The following is an 18,443-nucleotide window of genomic DNA, read 5'->3' on the forward strand; positions in this document are numbered from 1 at the left end:
GATTATTCCTCCACGCTGCCCAACAGATATGAGTGGTGCTGGCGCGTATAATCGATAATCCGCACCATCTCCTTCAGCTCGTCCGGTGTTTCTCCGGTAACGCTACCTTGCCCGTCAAGGTTCAGTCGCCAGACACGATCCTGCAGACGGACCTGCACGCTCTGCTGGCTGATGAGAAAGCCGGGATTGGTACTGTTGCCGAAATCATCCTGACGGCTGAAAACGGTGACCTTGTCTTTATAGGGTTTGCCCTGCCACGGGCAGAACTGGGCGCAGTTGCCACATTCGTTGCAAAGCGCATCCAGATGCAGAATTTGCTGACGGCTTTGGAAGCCCGGCACGCTGAGTGCCACATTGGCGCGATTAGGGCAGACATCCACACACTTCGCGCAGACGTAATTACATTCAAGGCAGCGGGTGGCCTCCTGGCGGGCAAAGGCATCTTCGTTGCTGGCATCAATCTGCGTGACTGCGACGATCCCCCTGCGGGTATATATCGCGGCCGGATCGCTGTTCAGCCAGCGCTTGTCATCCTTGTCGGAACGAATGTTTTCCCGCTGCAGGATGGCATTGGCGGCTTTACGTGCCCCGCCAATGGCTGAAACAATGGAGGCTGGCCCGGTCTGGACATCGCCGATCAGATACACGTCAGGCAGGCTGGTTTCCAGCGTGTGCGGATTAACCTCCACTCTGCCGGAAGGGGTCAGCGGCAGGCCAATTTGACTCAGCACCCTTTCGTCCGGATTCTCCCCGGTGGCGGTGATAAGCGCGTCAAAATGCTGTGTTTCTGTTTGCTCTGTTGCCATCGGGCGACGGCGTCCCTGGGCATCCGGCTCACCAGGTTGCATCAGGCGTAAGGTCATATTGCCCTGAAGATCGAAATGTTCAGGGTTCACCAGCGTCCGGAATGCCACACCTTCCTGTCGGGCAGCGGCAATTTCTTCCGGCCAGGCGGGCATATCCAGCTCCTCCCGTCGATAGACAATGGTGACCGAGGTGACGTCTTTAACCTTCAGGGCGGCTCTTGCACAGTCCATGGCCGTGTTACCTGCCCCCACTACCGCAATCTCCCCGCGCAGGGTTTCTGGCAGGCATTTCTGGTTGAACAAACGCAGAAAATCAAAGGACTTCAAAACATGTGGATTGTTACCGGGCAGGGCAAGGGTATTGGTTTTACCCGCGCCGATGCCGATGCAGACAGAGGTGAAACCCTGCTGCCGTAGCTGAGCGATAGTCAGCCGGGGGTCGCAGCTGTAGACGAATTTCACACCGTGATCGGCAATAAACCGGATGTCCTGTTCGATCAGGCTGGCAGGAATGCGAAATTGCGGAATGATGTGCCGGACCACGCCGCCGGGGCTGGCTTCCTGCTCAAACAGGGTGACCGGATGCCCTGCGCGCGCCAGGAAATACCCTACGGCAAGCCCAGCCGGACCGGCTCCCAGTACCGCTACCGGATGTTTGTCACCGGACCCCGCTGGTTTGTGCCAGCGCTGGCGATAGCCCTCCCAGCCTTTTTCCAGCGCAATTTTTTTGATTCGCCTGATGTTCAGGGCATTGTCGTAATCCAGGCGGGTACAGTTGTTCTGGCACTGGTGGTCGCAAATATGGCCAGTGATGGCGGGTAGAGCATTACGTTGATAGATCAGCTCCAGCGCTTCGGTGTAGCGTCCTTCACCGGCAAGACGCAGGTATTCCGGAATGTCCTGTCGAATGGCGCAGGCTGTCACGCAGGGAGCGACATAACAGTCGGTAAGTGGCAGCGGTCCCCCGGCATCTATTTCATCCCGGCTTTTCCACTCCTTCTTCGCCCATCCGGCAGTGAGTGCCGCGCTGGCAAGTGATTGCAGCCGCGGTACATCGATCTGTTTGCGGTCCCAGCCTTCATGGGTTTCCAGAATTTGTGCACAGGCTTTCATTCGCAAATAGCCGCCGGGCTTCAGCAAATCGGTTGCCATGGTGATGGGTTGAATACCAGTGGCGAAAATATCGGCAATGTTATACTGGCTGGCTCCCCCGGAGTAGGAGACAGGAAGCCTACCTGCAAAATGTGCCGACAACACGGCTGCCACATTAATGGAGAGAGGATAAAGCGCGCGGCCCGACATATACATTTCTTCACCGGGAAGGCGATGCTTATGATTTTGGGCACCCAACGTATTCGTCAGCTTCACCCCGAAGGTTCGCTGCTGTTTTTTACCCAGAGCAATCAGACGCTCAAGCATTTCCAGTGCCCGGCTTAGCTGGAGATCGTGCCCAAAAGACTCTTCACTGAGCGAAATATAGTTAAAGCCATTGCCATCCAGGATCTCCCTGACTCGCTGATAGCCCAGCAGGGTCGGGTTGAGTTTGACGAAAGTATGCAGATTTTTCTCCGTCAGCATGTAGCGACAAATTGATTCGATCTCATCGGGGGGGCAGCCGTGCATCGTCGAGAGCGTGACGCTGTTAACCATGCGGGAGGAGATCTGCCCCGGCAGAGCGAGCAGTTCCTTCCGGTCAGCTTTTTCCAGCAGCCGCCAGTGGCTGGAAGAGAGACAGCTGAGTAACGTCTGCTGGTAGCGGGTAAATTTTTCGTTTTTACCAGCGTCGGTCCAACTATAGGGCAGGATCGTCTACTGGGGTGGGGTCAGTCCACTGAGCCATAAATGTTCAGGATCTGTTCGTTGTCATCGTACCCGGCCGTAATGGATTCCGGCTCAATATAAGCATGTTCCTGAAAGCCCACCTCATAGTCGCGTTCGAAAATATGGGTGGAAGCGGCGAACCCGGCCTCAATATCGCCTTTCACCGTATGGTGATGATTGATAATGTTATTTTCTCTGTCGCTGTGGATCAATCGGGCACCAGGGCTGATTGACTCTCTGACGGAAGTGATCGGCGTCCACGGGGTGTAAACCACTTTGATTTTGTCTGCGGCCAGGCAGGCAGCTTCATAATTTTCTGCCGCCACCACGGCTATCACATCGCCACGAAAGGCGATTTCACGATCGACTATTGGCGGATAGTCAGGAATAACCACCCCAATATGCGTCTCGCCGGGAATATCTTCCCAGGTGGCTATTCTGACCACACCAGGCACTTTTTTCGCTTCGCTAAGATCGAGTTTCTCGATCCGACCTGCAGCAATATCGGCATAGCGGCACACGCCATAAAGCATATTTTTCAGCACGATATCGTCGCCATAAATGGCGGCGCCTTTTACCTTTGCTGCCCCGTCGACGCGCGGGACTTCACTGCCAACCAATAACGTATTCATCGGGCATGGCCCTCCAGAGATCCATTTATGACACTCACAAAGCAAGGGATATGCCAGAGAGGTCAGGAGGCTCATTGTTGCTGCAGAGTTGTGATGGCGGTTAGAAATATGGCCTGTCTGCAAAGCGTTAAGGCGTGCATGGATCGCGTTGTTTTTTCAATTTGAAGTGTTTTTTATCAAATTGAGACGGAGCGAAGGCGTATTGGCAGGGCCAGCGGCAGAAGGGAACGTCTGCAATCAACATATTGAGAGAAGGTTCACATAAAGAAGTAATTTCTTCCTGTTTCTGCAAACTCGCCTCTTTTTTGCATTAGCCACTTAGCGGAATCGCAAAAAGGAATAATTATGAATCGATTCGTTGTTGTTAACCCCGGTGAGTGTATTGGATGTCACGTTTGCGAAGTGGCCTGTGTGCTTGCACATAACCAGCAGGCCTGGCCTGCCAGCCCTGAGCAGTTCCGGCCACGTATTCACCTTATTACCAGTGGCGATAGCGCCGTGCCGTTAACCTGCCGTCATTGCAATAACGCCCCCTGTGTGGCCAGTTGCCCGACAGAAGCACTGGTCCCGGAAGGTGACAGCATTCGTTTGCGGGAAGAGAAGTGTATCGGCTGCAAAAATTGCCTGCTGGCCTGTCCCTTTGGCGCTATCGAGCAGGTGAGTGACCGGCCTGTGGTGCAGAAATGTGACCTGTGCCAGCAATTGGCAGCGGGGCAGGCAGCCTGTGTTGAAACTTGTCCCGCGCAGGCACTTCAGCTGATGGATGAGGCTGAACTGCAGCGACTGCGGTTGTACCGGCAGCATGCGACTGCCGGAGGGAAAAATCGGCCAGCCCCCATCGCTTCTAAAGGGGTTGAGCTGCTTGACAGAACCCCGCGCATCGGCGCTGCCAAACTCGCAGCAAAGGACAGAAAGCTTCACTTCAGGGAGATCTATCAGGGGCTTAATCAGGCCCAGGCACGATATGAAACGGATCGTTGTCTGTATTGCGCACAGAAAGCGTGGTGTAACTGGACCTGTCCTTTGCATAACGCTATCCCGGATTTTATTCAGCTCGCGGCTGCAGGAAAGCTTATCGAAGCCGCAGAACTTTCCCACCAAACCAGTAGCCTGCCGGAAATTTGCGGGCGGGTTTGTCCCCAGGATCGCCAGTGTGAGGGGGCATGTACCCTGAACGGTCAACCCGGCTCCGTCAGCATCGGTAATATTGAGCGTTACATCACGGATGAAGCGCTTGCCCGGGGTTGGAGGCCAGACTTGCATGGAGTAAAAGACAGACCGGAGCGTGTGGCTATTGTGGGAGCCGGGCCGGCCGGATTGGGCTGTGCCGATGTGCTGAGGCGACAAGGGGTTCACGTGGATGTTTACGATCGCCACCCGGAAATTGGCGGATTGCTGACCTTTGGCATTCCCTCTTTCAAACTGGATAAGCAGGTGATGGTGAACCGACATTCGATATTCAGTGAAATGGGAATCAATTTTCATCTCAATTGTGAAATTGGCCGCGATATTCCTTTTTCCCGACTGCTGGAAGAGTACGACGCGGTCTTCCTTGGCGTGGGGACGTACGGACTGATGGGCGCAGGACTGGAGAATGAAGATGCGCCTGGGGTGATGCAGGCCCTGCCTTATCTGATCGCGAACACGCGGCAGGTGATGGAGCTGGAAGAGGATGAGCAGCAGCCTTATGTCTCGCTGAAGGGTAAAAAGGTGGTAGTGCTTGGCGGCGGGGATACCGCAATGGACTGCCTGAGAACGGCCGTGCGGCAACAGGCGGAAAGCGTGATTTGTGCCTATCGCCGTGACGAGAAAAGCATGCCTGGCTCTAAGAAGGAGGTCACCAATGCCCGCGAAGAAGGGGTGGAATTCATGTTTAACCTGCAGCCGCAGTATATCGGGCTGGATGAAGCGGGCTGCCTGAACGGCATTGGGCTGATCCGTACTGAAATGGGGGCGCCCGGCAGTGACGGGCGTCGCAGGCCACAGCCCATCGCCGGGTCAGAGTTTGTGCTAGCGGCCGATGCGCTGATCCTGGCGTTTGGCTTTCAGGCGCACGAGATGCCCTGGCTGGCCGGGCAGGGGATTCGCTTTGACCTCTGGGGCTTGATTATCACCGGGCAGTCAGGCCGCAAAACGCAAACGCACAATCCAAAAGTTTTTGCCGCCGGTGATGCCGTTCACGGGGCCGATCTGGTGGTCACCGCGATGGCCGAAGGCCGCCGTAGCGCCGGTGAAATGATGCAGATGTTTGAGGAACAGCAACAGCTGAGGGAGCGTGCCTCATGAGCTTTATCGTGGCTTCACCGGAGAAGTGCATCGGCTGCCATACCTGTGAAGTGGCCTGTGCGGTCGTCCATGTCGTCCATGTCGTCCATGTCGGCGGTGTGGCGCTCACCGCCCGTCACTATTTTCCCCGGCTCAGGGTGATAAAGCTGAGCAACATCAGTGCGCCAGTAATGTGCCGACAGTGTGAAAACGCCCCCTGCGTGGCGGTTTGCCCGACAGGAGCTCTGTACAGAAAAGGAGAAGCGAGCGAATCAGTCAGCCACAACTGCATCGATTGTAAAAGCTGCGTCGTTGCCTGTCCGTTTGGCGCGATTGAGATTGTCAGCCAGCCTGACCTGAGTCCGCAGATTATTAAATGCGATCTCTGCAGCGGGCAGCAATCCGGCCCGACCTGCGTCTCTGTCTGTCCCACGGATGCGCTCGCCATTGTCACTGCTGCAGGTCTCAGCCTTCAGCAACAAAAAAAACAGCAAAAAACCGCCAAAGGCAGCCGCCTGAGCGGGCTGCTTCTGCTGGAGGAATCAAACCATGGATGAAGTGATTACTGTCTGCCCGTACTGCGGCTGTGGCTGCAAAATCGCACTGCAAACCGAGGGCGGTAAGATTGTCGGGGCCAGGGGGGCGAAGGGCGTAACCAATGAAGGAAAACTCTGCCTGAAGGGCTACTTCGGCTGGGAATTTCTCAATAATACCCGGCTACTCACTCCCCGATTGCAGCATCCGGCGATCCGCCGTAAACGGGGTGGCCCTTTTGAGGCGGTAAGCTGGGAGGAAGCGATCTCTTTTGCCAGTTCACGGCTGCAGAAGATTAAAGATCGCTATGGCGCGCAGAGCATTATGGTCACAGGTTCGTCGCGGGGGCCGGGCAATGAAACCAACTATGTGATGCAAAAATTCGTCCGGGCAGTGTTGGGGAGCAACAATATTGACTGCTGTGCCCGCGTTTGTCATGGCCCCTCGGTGGCAGGATTGCAGGCCACGCTGGGGAATGGCGCAATGAGCAATTCGCTGGAGGATATCGAGAACAGCGACTGTCTGCTGATTTTCGGTTACAACGCCGCTGACTCTCACCCCATTGTGGCCAGGCGAATCGTCAGGGCTAAACAGAAGGGGGCCAAAATTATCGTATGCGATCCCCGCTATATCGAAAGCGCCCGGCTGGCAGATCTCTGGCTCCCTCTGAAGAACGGCAGCAATATGGCGCTGGTGAATGCTTTCGCCAACGTGCTGATTGCTGACGATCTCTGCAATAAAAATTATCTTGTACAGCATGTTGAGGGCGTGGATGAGTGGCGGGAAGTGGTATCGCTCTATTCGCCAGAGTCGGTACAGGAGGTGACGGGCCTGGCACCCGATCTGATCCGCCAGGCGATGCATCTTTATGCCGGGGCGAAAAATGCCACCATCCTGTGGGGAATGGGAGTAACCCAGTGGGGACAAGGGGTGGATGTGGTGAAAGGGCTTGCCAGCCTGGCGCTGGCAACCGGTAACTTTGGCCGTCCCGGGGTTGGGGTCGGCCCGGTCAGGGGACAAAATAACGTCCAGGGAGCCTGTGATATGGGGGCGTTACCAAACCTTTTTCCCGGCTATCAACCTGTTACCGATCCCGCTGCCCGCGATAAATTCGCTGCAGCCTGGGGCGTGAAGTCCCTGAGCGACAAAGTGGGCCATTCCATCACCGACGTACCGCATCTGGCAATGGAAGGAAAGCTGCACGCCTACTGGATTATGGGAGAAGACCCCCTGCAAACGGAACCCGATCTTGCGTTGATGCGCAAGGCGATGGCGAAGCTGGAGCTGGTGATTGTTCAGGATATATTTATGACCAAAACGGCGGAGCTGGCCGATGTTTTGTTGCCTGCAACCAGCTGGGGTGAACATGAAGGGGTCTATACCAGCGCCGATCGGGGATTCCAGCGCTTTTATAAGGCGGTTAAACCGCAGGGTGACGTGCTGCCGGACTGGGAAATTATCAGCCGTATGGCCACTGCCATGGGCTATCCGATGCAGTATGCCGACAATGAGGCCATCTGGAACGAGCTGCGCCTGATGTGTCCGCTGTACAAGGGCGCGACTTGGGAGAAAATGGCTGATTTTGGCTACGTCCGGTGGCCCTGCCCGGAAGAGTCCCATCCCGGAACGCCTTATTTGTACGAGGGAAGCCATTTTTCACGGCCTTCTGGCAAGGGGCTGCTTTTTGCCTGCGACTGGCATCCGCCAGCGGAAGTGGTGGATAAAAAGTGGCCGCTGGTGCTCTGCACGGTCAGAGAAGTTGGCCATTACAGCTGCCGCTCAATGACCGGGAACTGCCATGCGTTGAGTGCTCAGGCCGATGAGCCAGGACGGGTACAAATTAACACGGAAGATGCGCAGGAGCTTGGGATCGTTCAGGACGAGCTGGTCTGGATAATCTCAAGGCGGGGGAAAGTGATCAGCAGGGCTGATATCAGCGAACGAACGAATAAGGGGGCCGTCTATATGACCTATCAGTGGTGGATCGGTGCCTGTAATGAACTGACGATCGACAGTCTCGCCCCCATCGCTAAAACGCCGGAATTCAAATATTGCGCGGTCAGGCTGGAAAAAATTGACGATGCTGCATGGGCTGAAAAATATGTGCCTGAAGCTTACCAGCAGATGAAAAACCGTCTGGCAGAAGCGGCGAAACCGCTGGCCTGATCAACCGGCACAGAAATGAAATGAGTCGGCTGAAAACGGGTGGAAAATTCCACCCGTTTTTTATGCTTTTTCGACGTTGTTCAGCGCCAGCGAGACGGCCAGAGTCTGGGCCAGGCACAGGGAAGCCACCTGGGAACGGAAGCCATCAACCTGCGCTTCCCGCACGACAAAACAGACATCGCTGAAGGCGGCCAGCGGGCTGACCTGGCTGTCGGTAATGGCGATCTGATGCGCACCGCGTTTGGCGCCCAGCTCGACCAGTTCCACCGCTTCACGCGCGTAAGGCGAATAGCTTATGGCGATCACCACGTCTTTCGGGTTTACCATGCTCAGCTGCTCGGCGAACATCCCGCCCAGGCCGTCGATCAGAAACGCACGGCGTTCCAGATGGCGCAGGGCATAGGTCAGATACGATGCCACGCTGAACGAACGACGCAGCCCAATCACATAGATATTCTCTGCCTGGTTCAGCAGCTCAACCGCTTTATTCAGCTGCTCCGGGTTAGTCTGCATTGCCAGCTGCTGCAGCGCCTGCGAGTTTACCATGGTGAATACGTTGAGGATTTCGGCTGGGTTCTCTGGCGGCGTGGCCGTTTCATCCGTTGCCGTCTGGCGGAACAGGCGTGCCCGTTCGGTATAGTTCACGGTCTCTTCCATCAGGTGCTGACGGAAAACCTGTTTCATTTCGTTAAAGCCGCTGAAGCCAAAAGCGTTGGAGAAGCGGATCAGCGTGGAGGGCGGCACGTCCGCCTGCTGCGCAATAGAGGCGACGGTATCAAAAGCAATGCTGTTGCTGTTATCAAGGATATAGCGAGCCACCTGCTTCAGGCGCTTACTCAGAGTATCGTAACGACGACGGATGTCGTCCTGTAACAGGGAAAGCTGCGTCGGGTTATTGGTCATTACTTCGGCTCGCTAAGAAAAATAAGTCACGTTCATCTGCCCGATAGTCTACCAGATGAACAAAAAATTTCACTTCCTAACGAAAATCAGGCGATCTATTTCATCGGGATATGAAACAAATCACAGATTGGTAGCCGATCCCCATTTTTTGCAGGGAATTTTACTTCGCGGCGAGAATTAAGTGCGGGGTTTCAGCAGAAGAAGGATGTAAAAAAGGGGCGAATAACTCGCCCCTGGTGCCACTGATTACTTCGCCGGTCGCACTTCGCGCCAGGCATTAATCAGCCGCAGATAGTTACTTTTGACCTCGTTGATCAGCACCTGGTCATCCAGCTCACCCTGCAGCCACTGCCGCGAAGGCTGGCCGAAGATGGTGCGGCCTACTGCGAAGCCTTTAACCCTGGGGGATTTGGCGGCGGCGGCGAATCCGGCTTTCAGCTTCTCTTCCGGCGCATCCAGACCGAGGATCAGGATCCCGCGGCAGTGGGGATCCTTCTGCTCGATCAGACCGCCGATCGCCTGCCAGCTTTCAGGCTGCAGCGGCGGCAGTTTCCACCAGTCCGGCTGAACACCCAGCGAATAGAAGTGGCTGAGGATATCCAGGTAATAAGACTCTTTTTTGTCCGGATTGCTATCCGGCAGGATCACTTCCAGCAACAGTTCGTGACCGCTCTTGTTGCAGCCCCGCCACACATCGAGGATCAGCTCATCCTGCTCCTGCCGCAGCTCTGCACTGTCGTGTGGGTGATAAAAGACCAGGCATTTCACCACGTGTTCCTGCGGCCAGTCGACCAGCTGCGAGCCAATGTTGCCGTGTTCCAGGCGCAGCGGGCGGGAGCTGGGCAGCTCAATAGGACGGCCAATCCACCAGCCTTTACCGGTTATGGCGTTAAGAGCGGGTTGCCCGTAGGTGGTGTCAGCCAGAATACCGCTGCGGTGATCCAACCCCGCTTCCCCGGCTGCGGCTTCAGCCGCCCGCAACAGCAGCTGTTTCAGTTCCGGCAGGCGCGAGGTATCCACATCCGCTTCATTAGCCATATCCAGCAGCTGCTTACGGTGATCGAAGGCGAAAACACAAAGCTCTGGCCACTGCTGTTTACGGGTCGTGACCCGGTGCAGATGAGTGAGGCGGGTATCCAGATCCGGGCGTTTCACCTCGTTGTCACGGCTGAGGAAATCATCCAGCTCGGCTTTGGTTGGCATCGCCGGAGCGCAGCCGTGGCGGGAAACCACCAGCGCACCGCAGGCGTTGGCATAGCGGCAGGCCTGCTCCCAGCTTTCATCGTTCAGCCAGCCGCGCAACAGCCCGGACATAAACGCATCCCCGGCTCCCAGCACGTTCAGCACTTCCACCCGCACGCCGCTTTGTAGTCGGGTCTGTTCCCATCTTTCCGGGATTTCGTCTTCCAGCACCACACAACCCATTGCGCCACGCTTACAGACCAACGTCGCTTTGCTGGCCTGTCGCACATTTTTCAGCGCCGTCAGCGTATCGGTACTACCTCCGGCAATATGAAACTCTTCTTCCGTTCCCACCACTAAATCGAAATAGTGCAGCACTTCCTGCAGCTGTTGGGTGACGTGCTGCGACTCGATGAACCGCGTTTCACCATCGCCCAGTGAGGTCAGCCCCCACAGCACCGGGCGATAATCGATATCCAGCGCGGTGCGTAATCCGTTACGACGGGCAATTTCCAGCGCTTTCAGCACGGCAGCGCGTGTATCCGGGTGAGAAAGGTGGGTGCCGGTCACCGCCACGGCGCGGGAAGAGGCGATGTACTCTTCCTCTATATCTTCCGGTATCAGGCCCATGTCCGCGCAGTTATCGCGGTAGAACACCAGTGGGAAGGTATCCTGATCTTTGATCCCCAGGATCACCAGCCCGGTCAGGCGGGTTTTGTCAGTGATCAGGCATTGCGTATCAGCGCCGACACGTTGCAGCTCTTCCCGCAGAAAACGACCCATATGCTCGTCGCCAACCCGGGCCAGCATTGCCGATTTCAGTCCCTGAATGGCCGTACCATAAGCAACATTGCCGGAAGAGCCGCCGAGATATTTGGAAAATGTGCTCATATCTTCCAGCCTGGCACCAATCTGCTGGCCATAGAGGTCAACGGCTATACGTCCGATACAAATCACATCAAGCCGTTTCTGTTGTGTACTCATACCTGTTTATTCTTTCTGTGATAAGCCAATTCAGCTGCGCTTCTCCAGCGGGTCTCCCGAAACTGCCTTCCCGGCTTCCGGACCTGATATGGCAATCAGTATGGAGAATAAAAATTTCAAATTCAATATTAAATGAAACAATTAACCCAAAAGTGTGAGATGGATAAAACTCTTCTGCCGGCGATCCCTGCGGATCAAAATGTCACTGTTTATCCCGCTTGCAGGGCGGTGTGACCTTGCTCCCAATCCTGCAGAATTAAAGTGGCGAACATACTGAAGTGAAACGAAATTTTTCGTTTACTGACGCAAGCGCTTTTCACCTTGCAGATCGCCCTTCAGGCAGCGGTTTCATTAGATAATTTGATCTCTCTCGCAAAATGAAATGTTTCTTCTGTAATTGTATTTAGTGAAAAAAATATTTGTTTATAATCGCCTCACGTTTCACTTACAGCCGTCGCCGATTTACTGAAGACCGTGGCGACCACACATGCGAATTGCGGCTGGCCTCAGGCCCACCGCTGTAACGCTAAGGAAGATCAAATGGCTAAGATCAGATTAACCACGGCACAGGCCCTGGTCAGATTTTTGGACAACCAGTATCTGTCGGTAGATGGCGTGGAAACCAAGTTTGTTAAGGGGATTTTTGCCATCTTTGGCCACGGCAACGTGCTGGGGCTGGGCCAGGCGCTGGAACAGGAGAGCGGCGATCTGGTGGTGCATCAGGGGCGTAATGAGCAGGGCATGGCCCATGCTGCCATTGGTTATGCCAAACAAAAGCTGCGCCGTGAAATCATCGCCTGCACCTCATCCGTGGGGCCTGGCGCTGCCAATATGATCACCGCAGCCGGGACGGCTTCTGCAAACCGCATCCCTTTATTGCTGCTGCCGGGCGACGTGTTCGCGACCCGCCAGCCAGATCCGGTGCTGCAGCAGATCGAACAGAGTCACGATCTCAGCATCAGCACCAACGATGCCTTCAGCGCCGTCAGCAAATACTGGGACAGGATTAGCCGTCCGGAACAGCTGATGACCGCCTGCATTAATGCCATGCGCGTTCTGACCGATCCGGCGGAAACCGGTGCGGTGACCCTTTCACTGCCGCAGGATGTGCAGGGTGAAGCCTATGATTATCCGGATTATTTCTTCCAGAAGCGCGTTCATCTGCTGGATCGCCGTCTGCCAACGGAAGCGCAGCTGTCTGCCGCCCTGAAGCTGATTGCCGGTAAACGTAAACCGCTGATCGTTTGCGGAGGTGGGGTGAAATACTCCGGGGCGGGCGAGGCGCTGCGCCAGTTTGCCGAGCGGCATCAGATCCCGTTTGCTGAAACTCAGGCGGGCAAAGGCACAATCGTCTCCGATCATCCGCTGAACGTTGGCGGCGTGGGCGAAACGGGCTGCCTGGCGGCTAACCTGCTGGCGAAAGAGGCCGATCTGGTGATTGGCGTTGGCACCCGCTACACCGACTTCACCACCGCATCTAAATGGATTTTCCATAACGAAGACGTCAGCTACCTCAATATCAACGTCAGTAATTTCGATGCTTACAAGCTGGATGCTGTGCAGGTGGTGGCCGATGCCCGCGAAGCTCTGACTGCGCTGGACGAGCGGCTGACGGCACAAGGCTTCTCCAGCGGCTGGGGTGAAAAAGTGTCGCAGGCGCAGAGCAAACTGTTGAAGGAAACCCAGCGCGTTTATCAGGCAGTTTACAGCAATGACGGTTTTGTACCTGAGATTGACGATCATCTGGATCGTGAAGCGGTGTACGCCGAATTCAACCGCCTGACAGACTCATTCCTGACCCAGAGCAGCGTGCTGGGCACGCTGAATGAAAACCTCCCAAAGGACTCGGTAATCGTCGCAGCGGCGGGTAGCCTGCCGGGCGATCTGCAGCGTGTCTGGCGCACCAAAGATTACAACAGTTATCACGTTGAGTACGGCTACTCCTGCATGGGGTATGAAGTGAGCGCCTCGCTGGGGGTCAAGCTGGCCATCGCCCCGATTGGCTGGACCAATGATGATATGCCGGAGCTGGGAGGAGAAAACACCTTCCAGCAGATTGTCAGTGAAATGGCACTGGCCGGGTTTACCGGAAGTGAAGTCGGCAGCAAATACCCGCGCGATCCGGCGGTGCTGAAACCGATGCTGGAAATTCGCGGCATCCAGATCTGCAATGCCTGGTTCAGCACCTTTTTTGCTGACGGCGACAAGGCCAAAACCATCGATGAATTCATCAATCACCGTGACTTCCTGCACGCCATGGGGGCAAAGGTGATTGGGTGTTCCGAGCAGAGCAAAAGCATTCAGGGTACCGCGCTGGCGGTGCTGGAAGAGAAACCGTATTTCACCGATGAAGAGTGGCGCCTGACGGCGGAAGGCTACAACGAGCTGGCGAAGCTGGCTGCGGAAAAGGGGATGCAGGTTTGCCTGCATCACCATATGGGCACGGCGATCCAGACCACCGAAGAGATCGACCGGTTTATGCAGCTGACTCACGACGATGTCTGTCTGCTGTTTGATACCGGCCATGCTTATTACTCCGAGGGCAGCCAGGCGAAGATGCTGGCGATCCTGCAAAAGTACCTGCCGCGCATCAATCACGTTCACCTGAAGGATGTGCGCGATGAGGTGGTAACACAGGTCAAAAGCCAGAGGCTTTCTTTCCTCGACGGCGTGAAAAAAGGTACCTTCACCGTGCCGGGTGACGGAGTGATCGACTTTATGCCAGTCTTTAAGCTGCTGGATGAATCAGGTTATCAAGGCTGGATGGTGGTGGAAGCCGAGCAGGATCCGGCGCTGGCCAATCCCTTTGAATACGCGGTAAAAGCGCGGGAGTATATTCGCGAGCATGCTGGCCTGTAGTGCAGATCCCGCCAGCTTTTCGGTTGTATGTGAAAGCTGTTCAGTGTCCCGGCCAGATGAAAAAAGCCCCTGGCGTTACGACCGGGGCTTTTAATATTTCACCGCGAAAAGGTTATTTCAGCGTGATGCTATTGATGATGTTTTCCGCTTCAGTCTGCGACTGCTGCTGGTTGTCCGCTGGCAGCGTGATCTGGAGGGTCAGCAATTTGCCGTCAACCTTCGCCAGCACCACAGAAGACCAGGAAGACTGGTTCTTGGCAGAGATCACCGTGTTCAGTTGCTGAACCTGCTGGCCCTTCAGCTGTACGGATTTATTGCTCACGACCTGCAGCTGCGGATCGCGGTTGCGCTGTTGCTGCTCCAGACGCTGGGACAGCACGTCCAGCCCTTCGGTGGTGCTGTTGCCCTCGATGACGATAATCGCTTTCTGTCCGGTTGCATCCGCGTAGACGTGCATATTATTGGCCTGAGTGCCCAGTTTGCCACTCTGATCCGACATGCCCGCGGGCAGCGAGAAGGTCAGCTTGCCGTCCATCAGGGTCATGTTCTGGCTACTCTGGCTGCTGCTGGCGCCATTGTCATCGGCTGCGGCTTTGTCATTTTTGCCGTCGCAGGCGGTCAGTCCAACCACCAGTAAACCGATACCGGCATATTTCAGTAAGTTACGCATCATGATCCCTTTTACGTTAGTCGTGTGCCTGTTACAGCCACTCATAAAATAGTATTCAGCTGGCAAAAGCAACCGACACTCTGTGACAGAATGCAGCTTAGCCGAAGTTCACCAGAGTGTGACTGGATTTTTCCGCCAGGCGCTTCAGGGTGGCATTCAGCAGCACGCCGTAGGCTGGCAGGAAGAAAATCATGCAGATAATCACCTTGAAGCTGTAATCCACCAAGGCGATCTCCACCCAGTTCTGCGCCATAAACAAATCAGGGCTTTTATAGAAAGCGATAAAGAAGAAGGCCAGCGTATCGCTGATATTGCCCAGGAACATCGCCGAAGCAGGCGCAATCCACCACTGTGGCAGCTTGCGCAGGCGGTTAAACACGTGCACATCCAGGATCTGTCCCAGCGCATAGGCCATAAAGCTGGCGCAGGCGATACGGGCGACAAACAGGTTAACGTTTTCCAGCGCGGCAAATCCCTGCCATTCCCCCTGATAGAACAGGGCGGAAATTGCATAGGAGATCACCAGGGCCGGGATCATCACCGCCAGAATGATGCGACGGGCCAGCGGCGCGCCAAAAATCCGCACGGTTAAATCGGTAGCGAGGAAAATAAACGGAAAGCTGAACGCGCCCCAGGTGGTATGCAGTCCAAATACAGAGACCGGCAGCTGCACCAGATAGTTACTGGAGGTGATCACCAGCACGTGAAATAACGACAGCCAGATCAACGCATGCGTGCGCTGACGGGAAGAGAAAGAAATCATCAATGTGACCTTTTTGAATATTGGGGTGAGGGAACCCAAAAAAATTTATCTCGCCTGAGCGATTGCGCGGCATCTTACCGAAACAGCCTGCTAATGCAATGGTTAATTTTAGCGCAAACGTTATCGTCGGTGGAGCCCGCTGACTGAGTAAAAGCCAGCGTTGACGGTCAGGTTAGTGCCCGCTAATGCTTTGATGGATGGCACCGCTTGCACATACTGATGCTGCGGGTAAAATGGCCGCAGTTTTCCTGCCTTGTTGAGAATGTTATGAGCGATCTGTTCGCCAACCCTGACCAGACCCTGGATGCTCAGGGGTTGCGCTGCCCGGAGCCGGTAATGATGGTGCGTAAAGCCGTGCGCCATATGCAGGACGGCGAAACGCTGTTAATTATCGCCGATGACCCGGCAACCACCCGCGACATCCCCGGCTTCTGCCGCTTTATGGAACATACGCTGGTGGCCCAGGCAATCGACGCCATGCCTTACCGTTATCTGCTGAAGAAAGGGCTTTAACGCTTACGCAGCAGTCTCAGGGCGTTAGCGGTTACTAACGCCGTGGCACCGGAATCCGCCAGTACCGCCAGCCACAGGCCGGTGATCCCCAGAAGGGTGGTTACCAGAAACACTCCCTTCAGCCCTAAAGCCAGCGTGATGTTCTGCCGGATATTGGCGTGAGTCGCCCGTGACAGACGGATCATCGTTGCCAGCCCGTTCAGGCGGTTATGCGTCAGCGCTGCATCTGCTGTTTCCAGCGCCACGTCGCTGCCGCTGCCCATTGCTATCCCCGCCGTGGCGGCTTTCATCGCTGGCGCATCGTTGATGCCGTCCCCGACCATTGCTACCGGGTTTTGTTGATTCAGTTCGCTAATCGCCGCAACCTTATCTGCGGGCAGCAAGCCTGCGCGGTAATCCATCCCCAGCTCGCTGGCAATGGCCGCGGCGGCACGAGGATTATCTCCTGTCAGCATGACTGCCTGAACGTTCAGCGCCCGCAGTTCCCGCAAGGCTTCAACGGCACCCGCCCGCAGTGTATCCCGCAGGCCAATCAGCCCCACTGGACGGGCATCCTGCAGCAGGATCACCACGGTATTCCCGGCTGATTCAAGCTCTTCAACCTGCGCAGACTGCCCGGCACTCAGACAGTTTTCCGGCACTCTTACCGGGGCGCTAATTAAAAGTTTGTGACCACTAACTATCGCTTCAACGCCGCTACCAGGCAGCGCTCGCTGAGCACTGGCTGGAGGCACTGTCAGCTGCCGGGAGTCTGCCAGCGCAACAATTGCCTTAGCCAGAGGATGCGAGGAACCGCCTTCCACGGCCGCAGCTTTAGCCAGCAGCTCTGTTTCGCTTTCCCCGTTCAGGCTGACTATGGTGGTCACCTGCGGTTTCCCTTCGGTCAGCGTGCCGGTTTTATCGAACGCCAGCGTACGAACAGCGTTCAGGCTTTCCAGCGCGGCACCGCCTTTGATCAGCACGCCTCTTCTGGATGCGGCGGCAAGACCAGAGGTGATTGCTGCCGGAGTGGAGATCACCAGCGCACAAGGGCATCCAATCAGCAGCAGAGTCAGGCCCTTATAAATCCACGGTTGCCATTCGCCACCCAACAGCAGAGGCGGGATTACCGCTACCAGCAGCGCCAGCGCCATAATCACCGGCGTGTAAATACGGCTGAAGCGGTCCAGGAAGCGCTCAACCGGCGCGCGATGCGCTTCGGCTTCTTCAATCAGATGCAGAATACGGTCGATAGCGCTTTCGCCAGGACGGGAAACCACTTTCAGTCTGACCTGGTGTTCAACGCTGAGGCTGCCAGCGGCAATCACCTCGCCCTGCTGGCGTTCCACCGGTACTGATTCGCCAGTCAGCGCGCTTTCATCAAAGCTGGCCCACGGTGATTCCAGGCTTGCATCGGCGGGCAGGCGGGAACCTGGTGCAACTTCAATAATATCGCCAGGGCGCAGCTCGCTCAGTGCTACCGTCTCGCGCGTCTCTCCCTTGAGGCGAACTGCGACTTCTGGTTTCAGCGCCATCAGTGCGGTGACGCCCCGGCGTGCACGACTGGCGGCATAGGACTCAAGCCTTTCACCCAGCATATACAGCAGCAGCACCATTGCGGCTTCAGCGGTTGCTCCGATAAACAGGGCACCGATGGCGGCGACCGTCATCAGTGTCTCTATGGCAAAAGGGGTTCCGCTTCTCATCAGGCGCAGTGCGCTGCAGGCAACCGGCCACGCACCAAACAGCGTGGTGACAGTAAAGGCGATTTGTCCGGCAAGCGGGCTGACCTGTTGTAGCAGCCAGCTGGCCAGCATCAGCACGACCAGCGCCAGCAGGGTGCCATTCTCCTGCCAGAAACCGGGTGCCGGTTCTGCAGGCTGAGAAGTATCGCTGCGCTTAAGGCTGAACCCCGCTTTCTGCACGGCAAGTTCGACCTGCTGGCGGATGTCCTGGCTGGCGTTCACCACCAGTTTTTCAGTGGCAAACAGCACCCGGGCCTGAGTGACCGAGGGCAGCTGACTGACCGCGTTTTCAATCTTTCTGGCACAGCTCGGGCAGTCCATCCCGGCAATCTGCCAGCTGTAACCAGGCGCTGATCCGGTGCTGTCACTTTCCTCATCGGGACTGTCGCCGGAACCGCAGCTGGCTTCACTGCAGCAGCCGCTTTCCCCTGAAGGCGCGCTGATGGAAGTAATTTTGCTGATAACCGGGCGAGTTTTTCCACTGCAGCCGTGCTGGCTGTCAGCGTGGCAATGACCACAATTGCAGGACGAAGAGTGCTGGTGCATAAAGCCTCCTTAGACGACGGCGGAAAATGTTCCCGCCGTTTGCCTATCTTACACTCTGGAGTCCACTCCAGAGTC

10 protein-coding genes and 2 pseudogenes are annotated in these 18,443 nt (G+C 56.0%); 5 read left to right on the forward strand and 7 right to left on the reverse strand.

The genetic code is table 11. From position 1 onward, the window contains the following. Window positions 1-2: 2 nt before the first annotated feature. Both ygfK and AC3Y5R_RS10480 read right to left on the reverse strand, forming a co-directional pair. A pseudogene (ygfK, locus tag AC3Y5R_RS10475) lies at window positions 3-2,591 on the reverse strand (putative selenate reductase subunit YgfK); the annotation flags it as partial. Window positions 2,592-2,635: 44 nt separating this feature from the next. After that, window positions 2,636-3,259 (reverse strand): annotated as a pseudogene (locus AC3Y5R_RS10480) (xanthine dehydrogenase family protein molybdopterin-binding subunit); the annotation flags it as partial. A 345-nt stretch (window positions 3,260-3,604) separates the two neighbouring features. Here AC3Y5R_RS10480 and AC3Y5R_RS10485 point away from each other — a divergent pair. Genes AC3Y5R_RS10485 through fdhF form a run of 3 tightly spaced genes read left to right on the forward strand, consistent with a single transcriptional unit; the run spans window position 3,605 to window position 8,224 of the window. Continuing rightward, window positions 3,605-5,545, forward strand: coding sequence for an FAD-dependent oxidoreductase (locus tag AC3Y5R_RS10485; protein ID WP_489921293.1), 1,941 nt, complete (start codon window positions 3,605-3,607; stop codon window positions 5,543-5,545). Then, a complete protein-coding gene (locus tag AC3Y5R_RS10490) occupies window positions 5,542-6,081 on the forward strand; it encodes a 4Fe-4S binding protein (protein ID WP_489921294.1) in 540 nt (179 codons plus the stop codon). Before AC3Y5R_RS10485 ends, AC3Y5R_RS10490 begins: the two co-directional genes overlap by 4 nt. After that, window positions 6,074-8,224 carry a formate dehydrogenase subunit alpha gene (gene fdhF, locus AC3Y5R_RS10495; RefSeq protein ID WP_489921295.1) on the forward strand — a complete coding sequence of 717 codons (2,151 nt, stop codon included), beginning with the start codon at window positions 6,074-6,076 and terminating at the stop codon, window positions 8,222-8,224. Before AC3Y5R_RS10490 ends, fdhF begins: the two co-directional genes overlap by 8 nt. 60 nt (window positions 8,225-8,284) lie before the next feature. On the opposite strand, the gene AC3Y5R_RS10500 is transcribed toward fdhF, so the two are convergent. Together AC3Y5R_RS10500 and AC3Y5R_RS10505 are read right to left on the reverse strand one after the other, a co-directional pair. After that, window positions 8,285-9,127 carry a MurR/RpiR family transcriptional regulator gene (locus tag AC3Y5R_RS10500; protein WP_489921296.1) on the reverse strand — a complete coding sequence of 281 codons (843 nt, stop codon included), beginning with the start codon at window positions 9,125-9,127 and terminating at the stop codon, window positions 8,285-8,287. A gap of 246 nt (window positions 9,128-9,373) precedes the next feature. Continuing rightward, entirely contained in the window at window positions 9,374-11,293 is a 1,920-nt protein-coding gene (locus tag AC3Y5R_RS10505; RefSeq protein WP_489921297.1) for a bifunctional 5-dehydro-2-deoxygluconokinase/5-dehydro-2-deoxyphosphogluconate aldolase, read from the reverse strand. Window positions 11,294-11,833: 540 nt separating this feature from the next. Here AC3Y5R_RS10505 and iolD point away from each other — a divergent pair. Then, on the forward strand, window positions 11,834-14,152 hold the full coding sequence (iolD, locus tag AC3Y5R_RS10510) for a 3D-(3,5/4)-trihydroxycyclohexane-1,2-dione acylhydrolase (decyclizing) (RefSeq protein ID WP_489921298.1): 2,319 nt from the start codon (window positions 11,834-11,836) through the stop codon (window positions 14,150-14,152). 112 nt (window positions 14,153-14,264) lie between these two features. Here iolD and AC3Y5R_RS10515 read toward each other — a convergent pair whose 3' ends face one another. Further along, complete coding sequence (locus tag AC3Y5R_RS10515; RefSeq protein WP_489921299.1) at window positions 14,265-14,822, reverse strand: DcrB family lipoprotein; 558 nt, start codon at window positions 14,820-14,822, stop codon at window positions 14,265-14,267. A 97-nt stretch (window positions 14,823-14,919) separates the two neighbouring features. Next, window positions 14,920-15,585, reverse strand: coding sequence for a 7-cyano-7-deazaguanine/7-aminomethyl-7-deazaguanine transporter (locus AC3Y5R_RS10520; RefSeq protein WP_489921300.1), 666 nt, complete (start codon window positions 15,583-15,585; stop codon window positions 14,920-14,922). 267 nt (window positions 15,586-15,852) lie between these two features. Between AC3Y5R_RS10520 and tusA the strand changes: the two genes are divergently transcribed. After that, window positions 15,853-16,098 (forward strand): sulfurtransferase TusA, encoded by a 246-nt coding sequence (gene tusA / locus AC3Y5R_RS10525; protein ID WP_158780797.1) that lies wholly within the window; start codon window positions 15,853-15,855, stop codon window positions 16,096-16,098. Here the strand turns inward: tusA and AC3Y5R_RS10530 are convergent. Further along, window positions 16,095-18,368, reverse strand: a complete 2,274-nt coding sequence (locus tag AC3Y5R_RS10530; RefSeq protein ID WP_489921301.1) for a zinc/cadmium/mercury/lead-transporting ATPase — start codon at window positions 18,366-18,368, stop codon at window positions 16,095-16,097. The two genes, tusA and AC3Y5R_RS10530, sit on opposite strands and share 4 nt — an antisense overlap. Window positions 18,369-18,443 lie beyond the last annotated feature (75 nt).

This window comes from Erwinia sp. 009765445 (genome assembly GCF_058137865.1).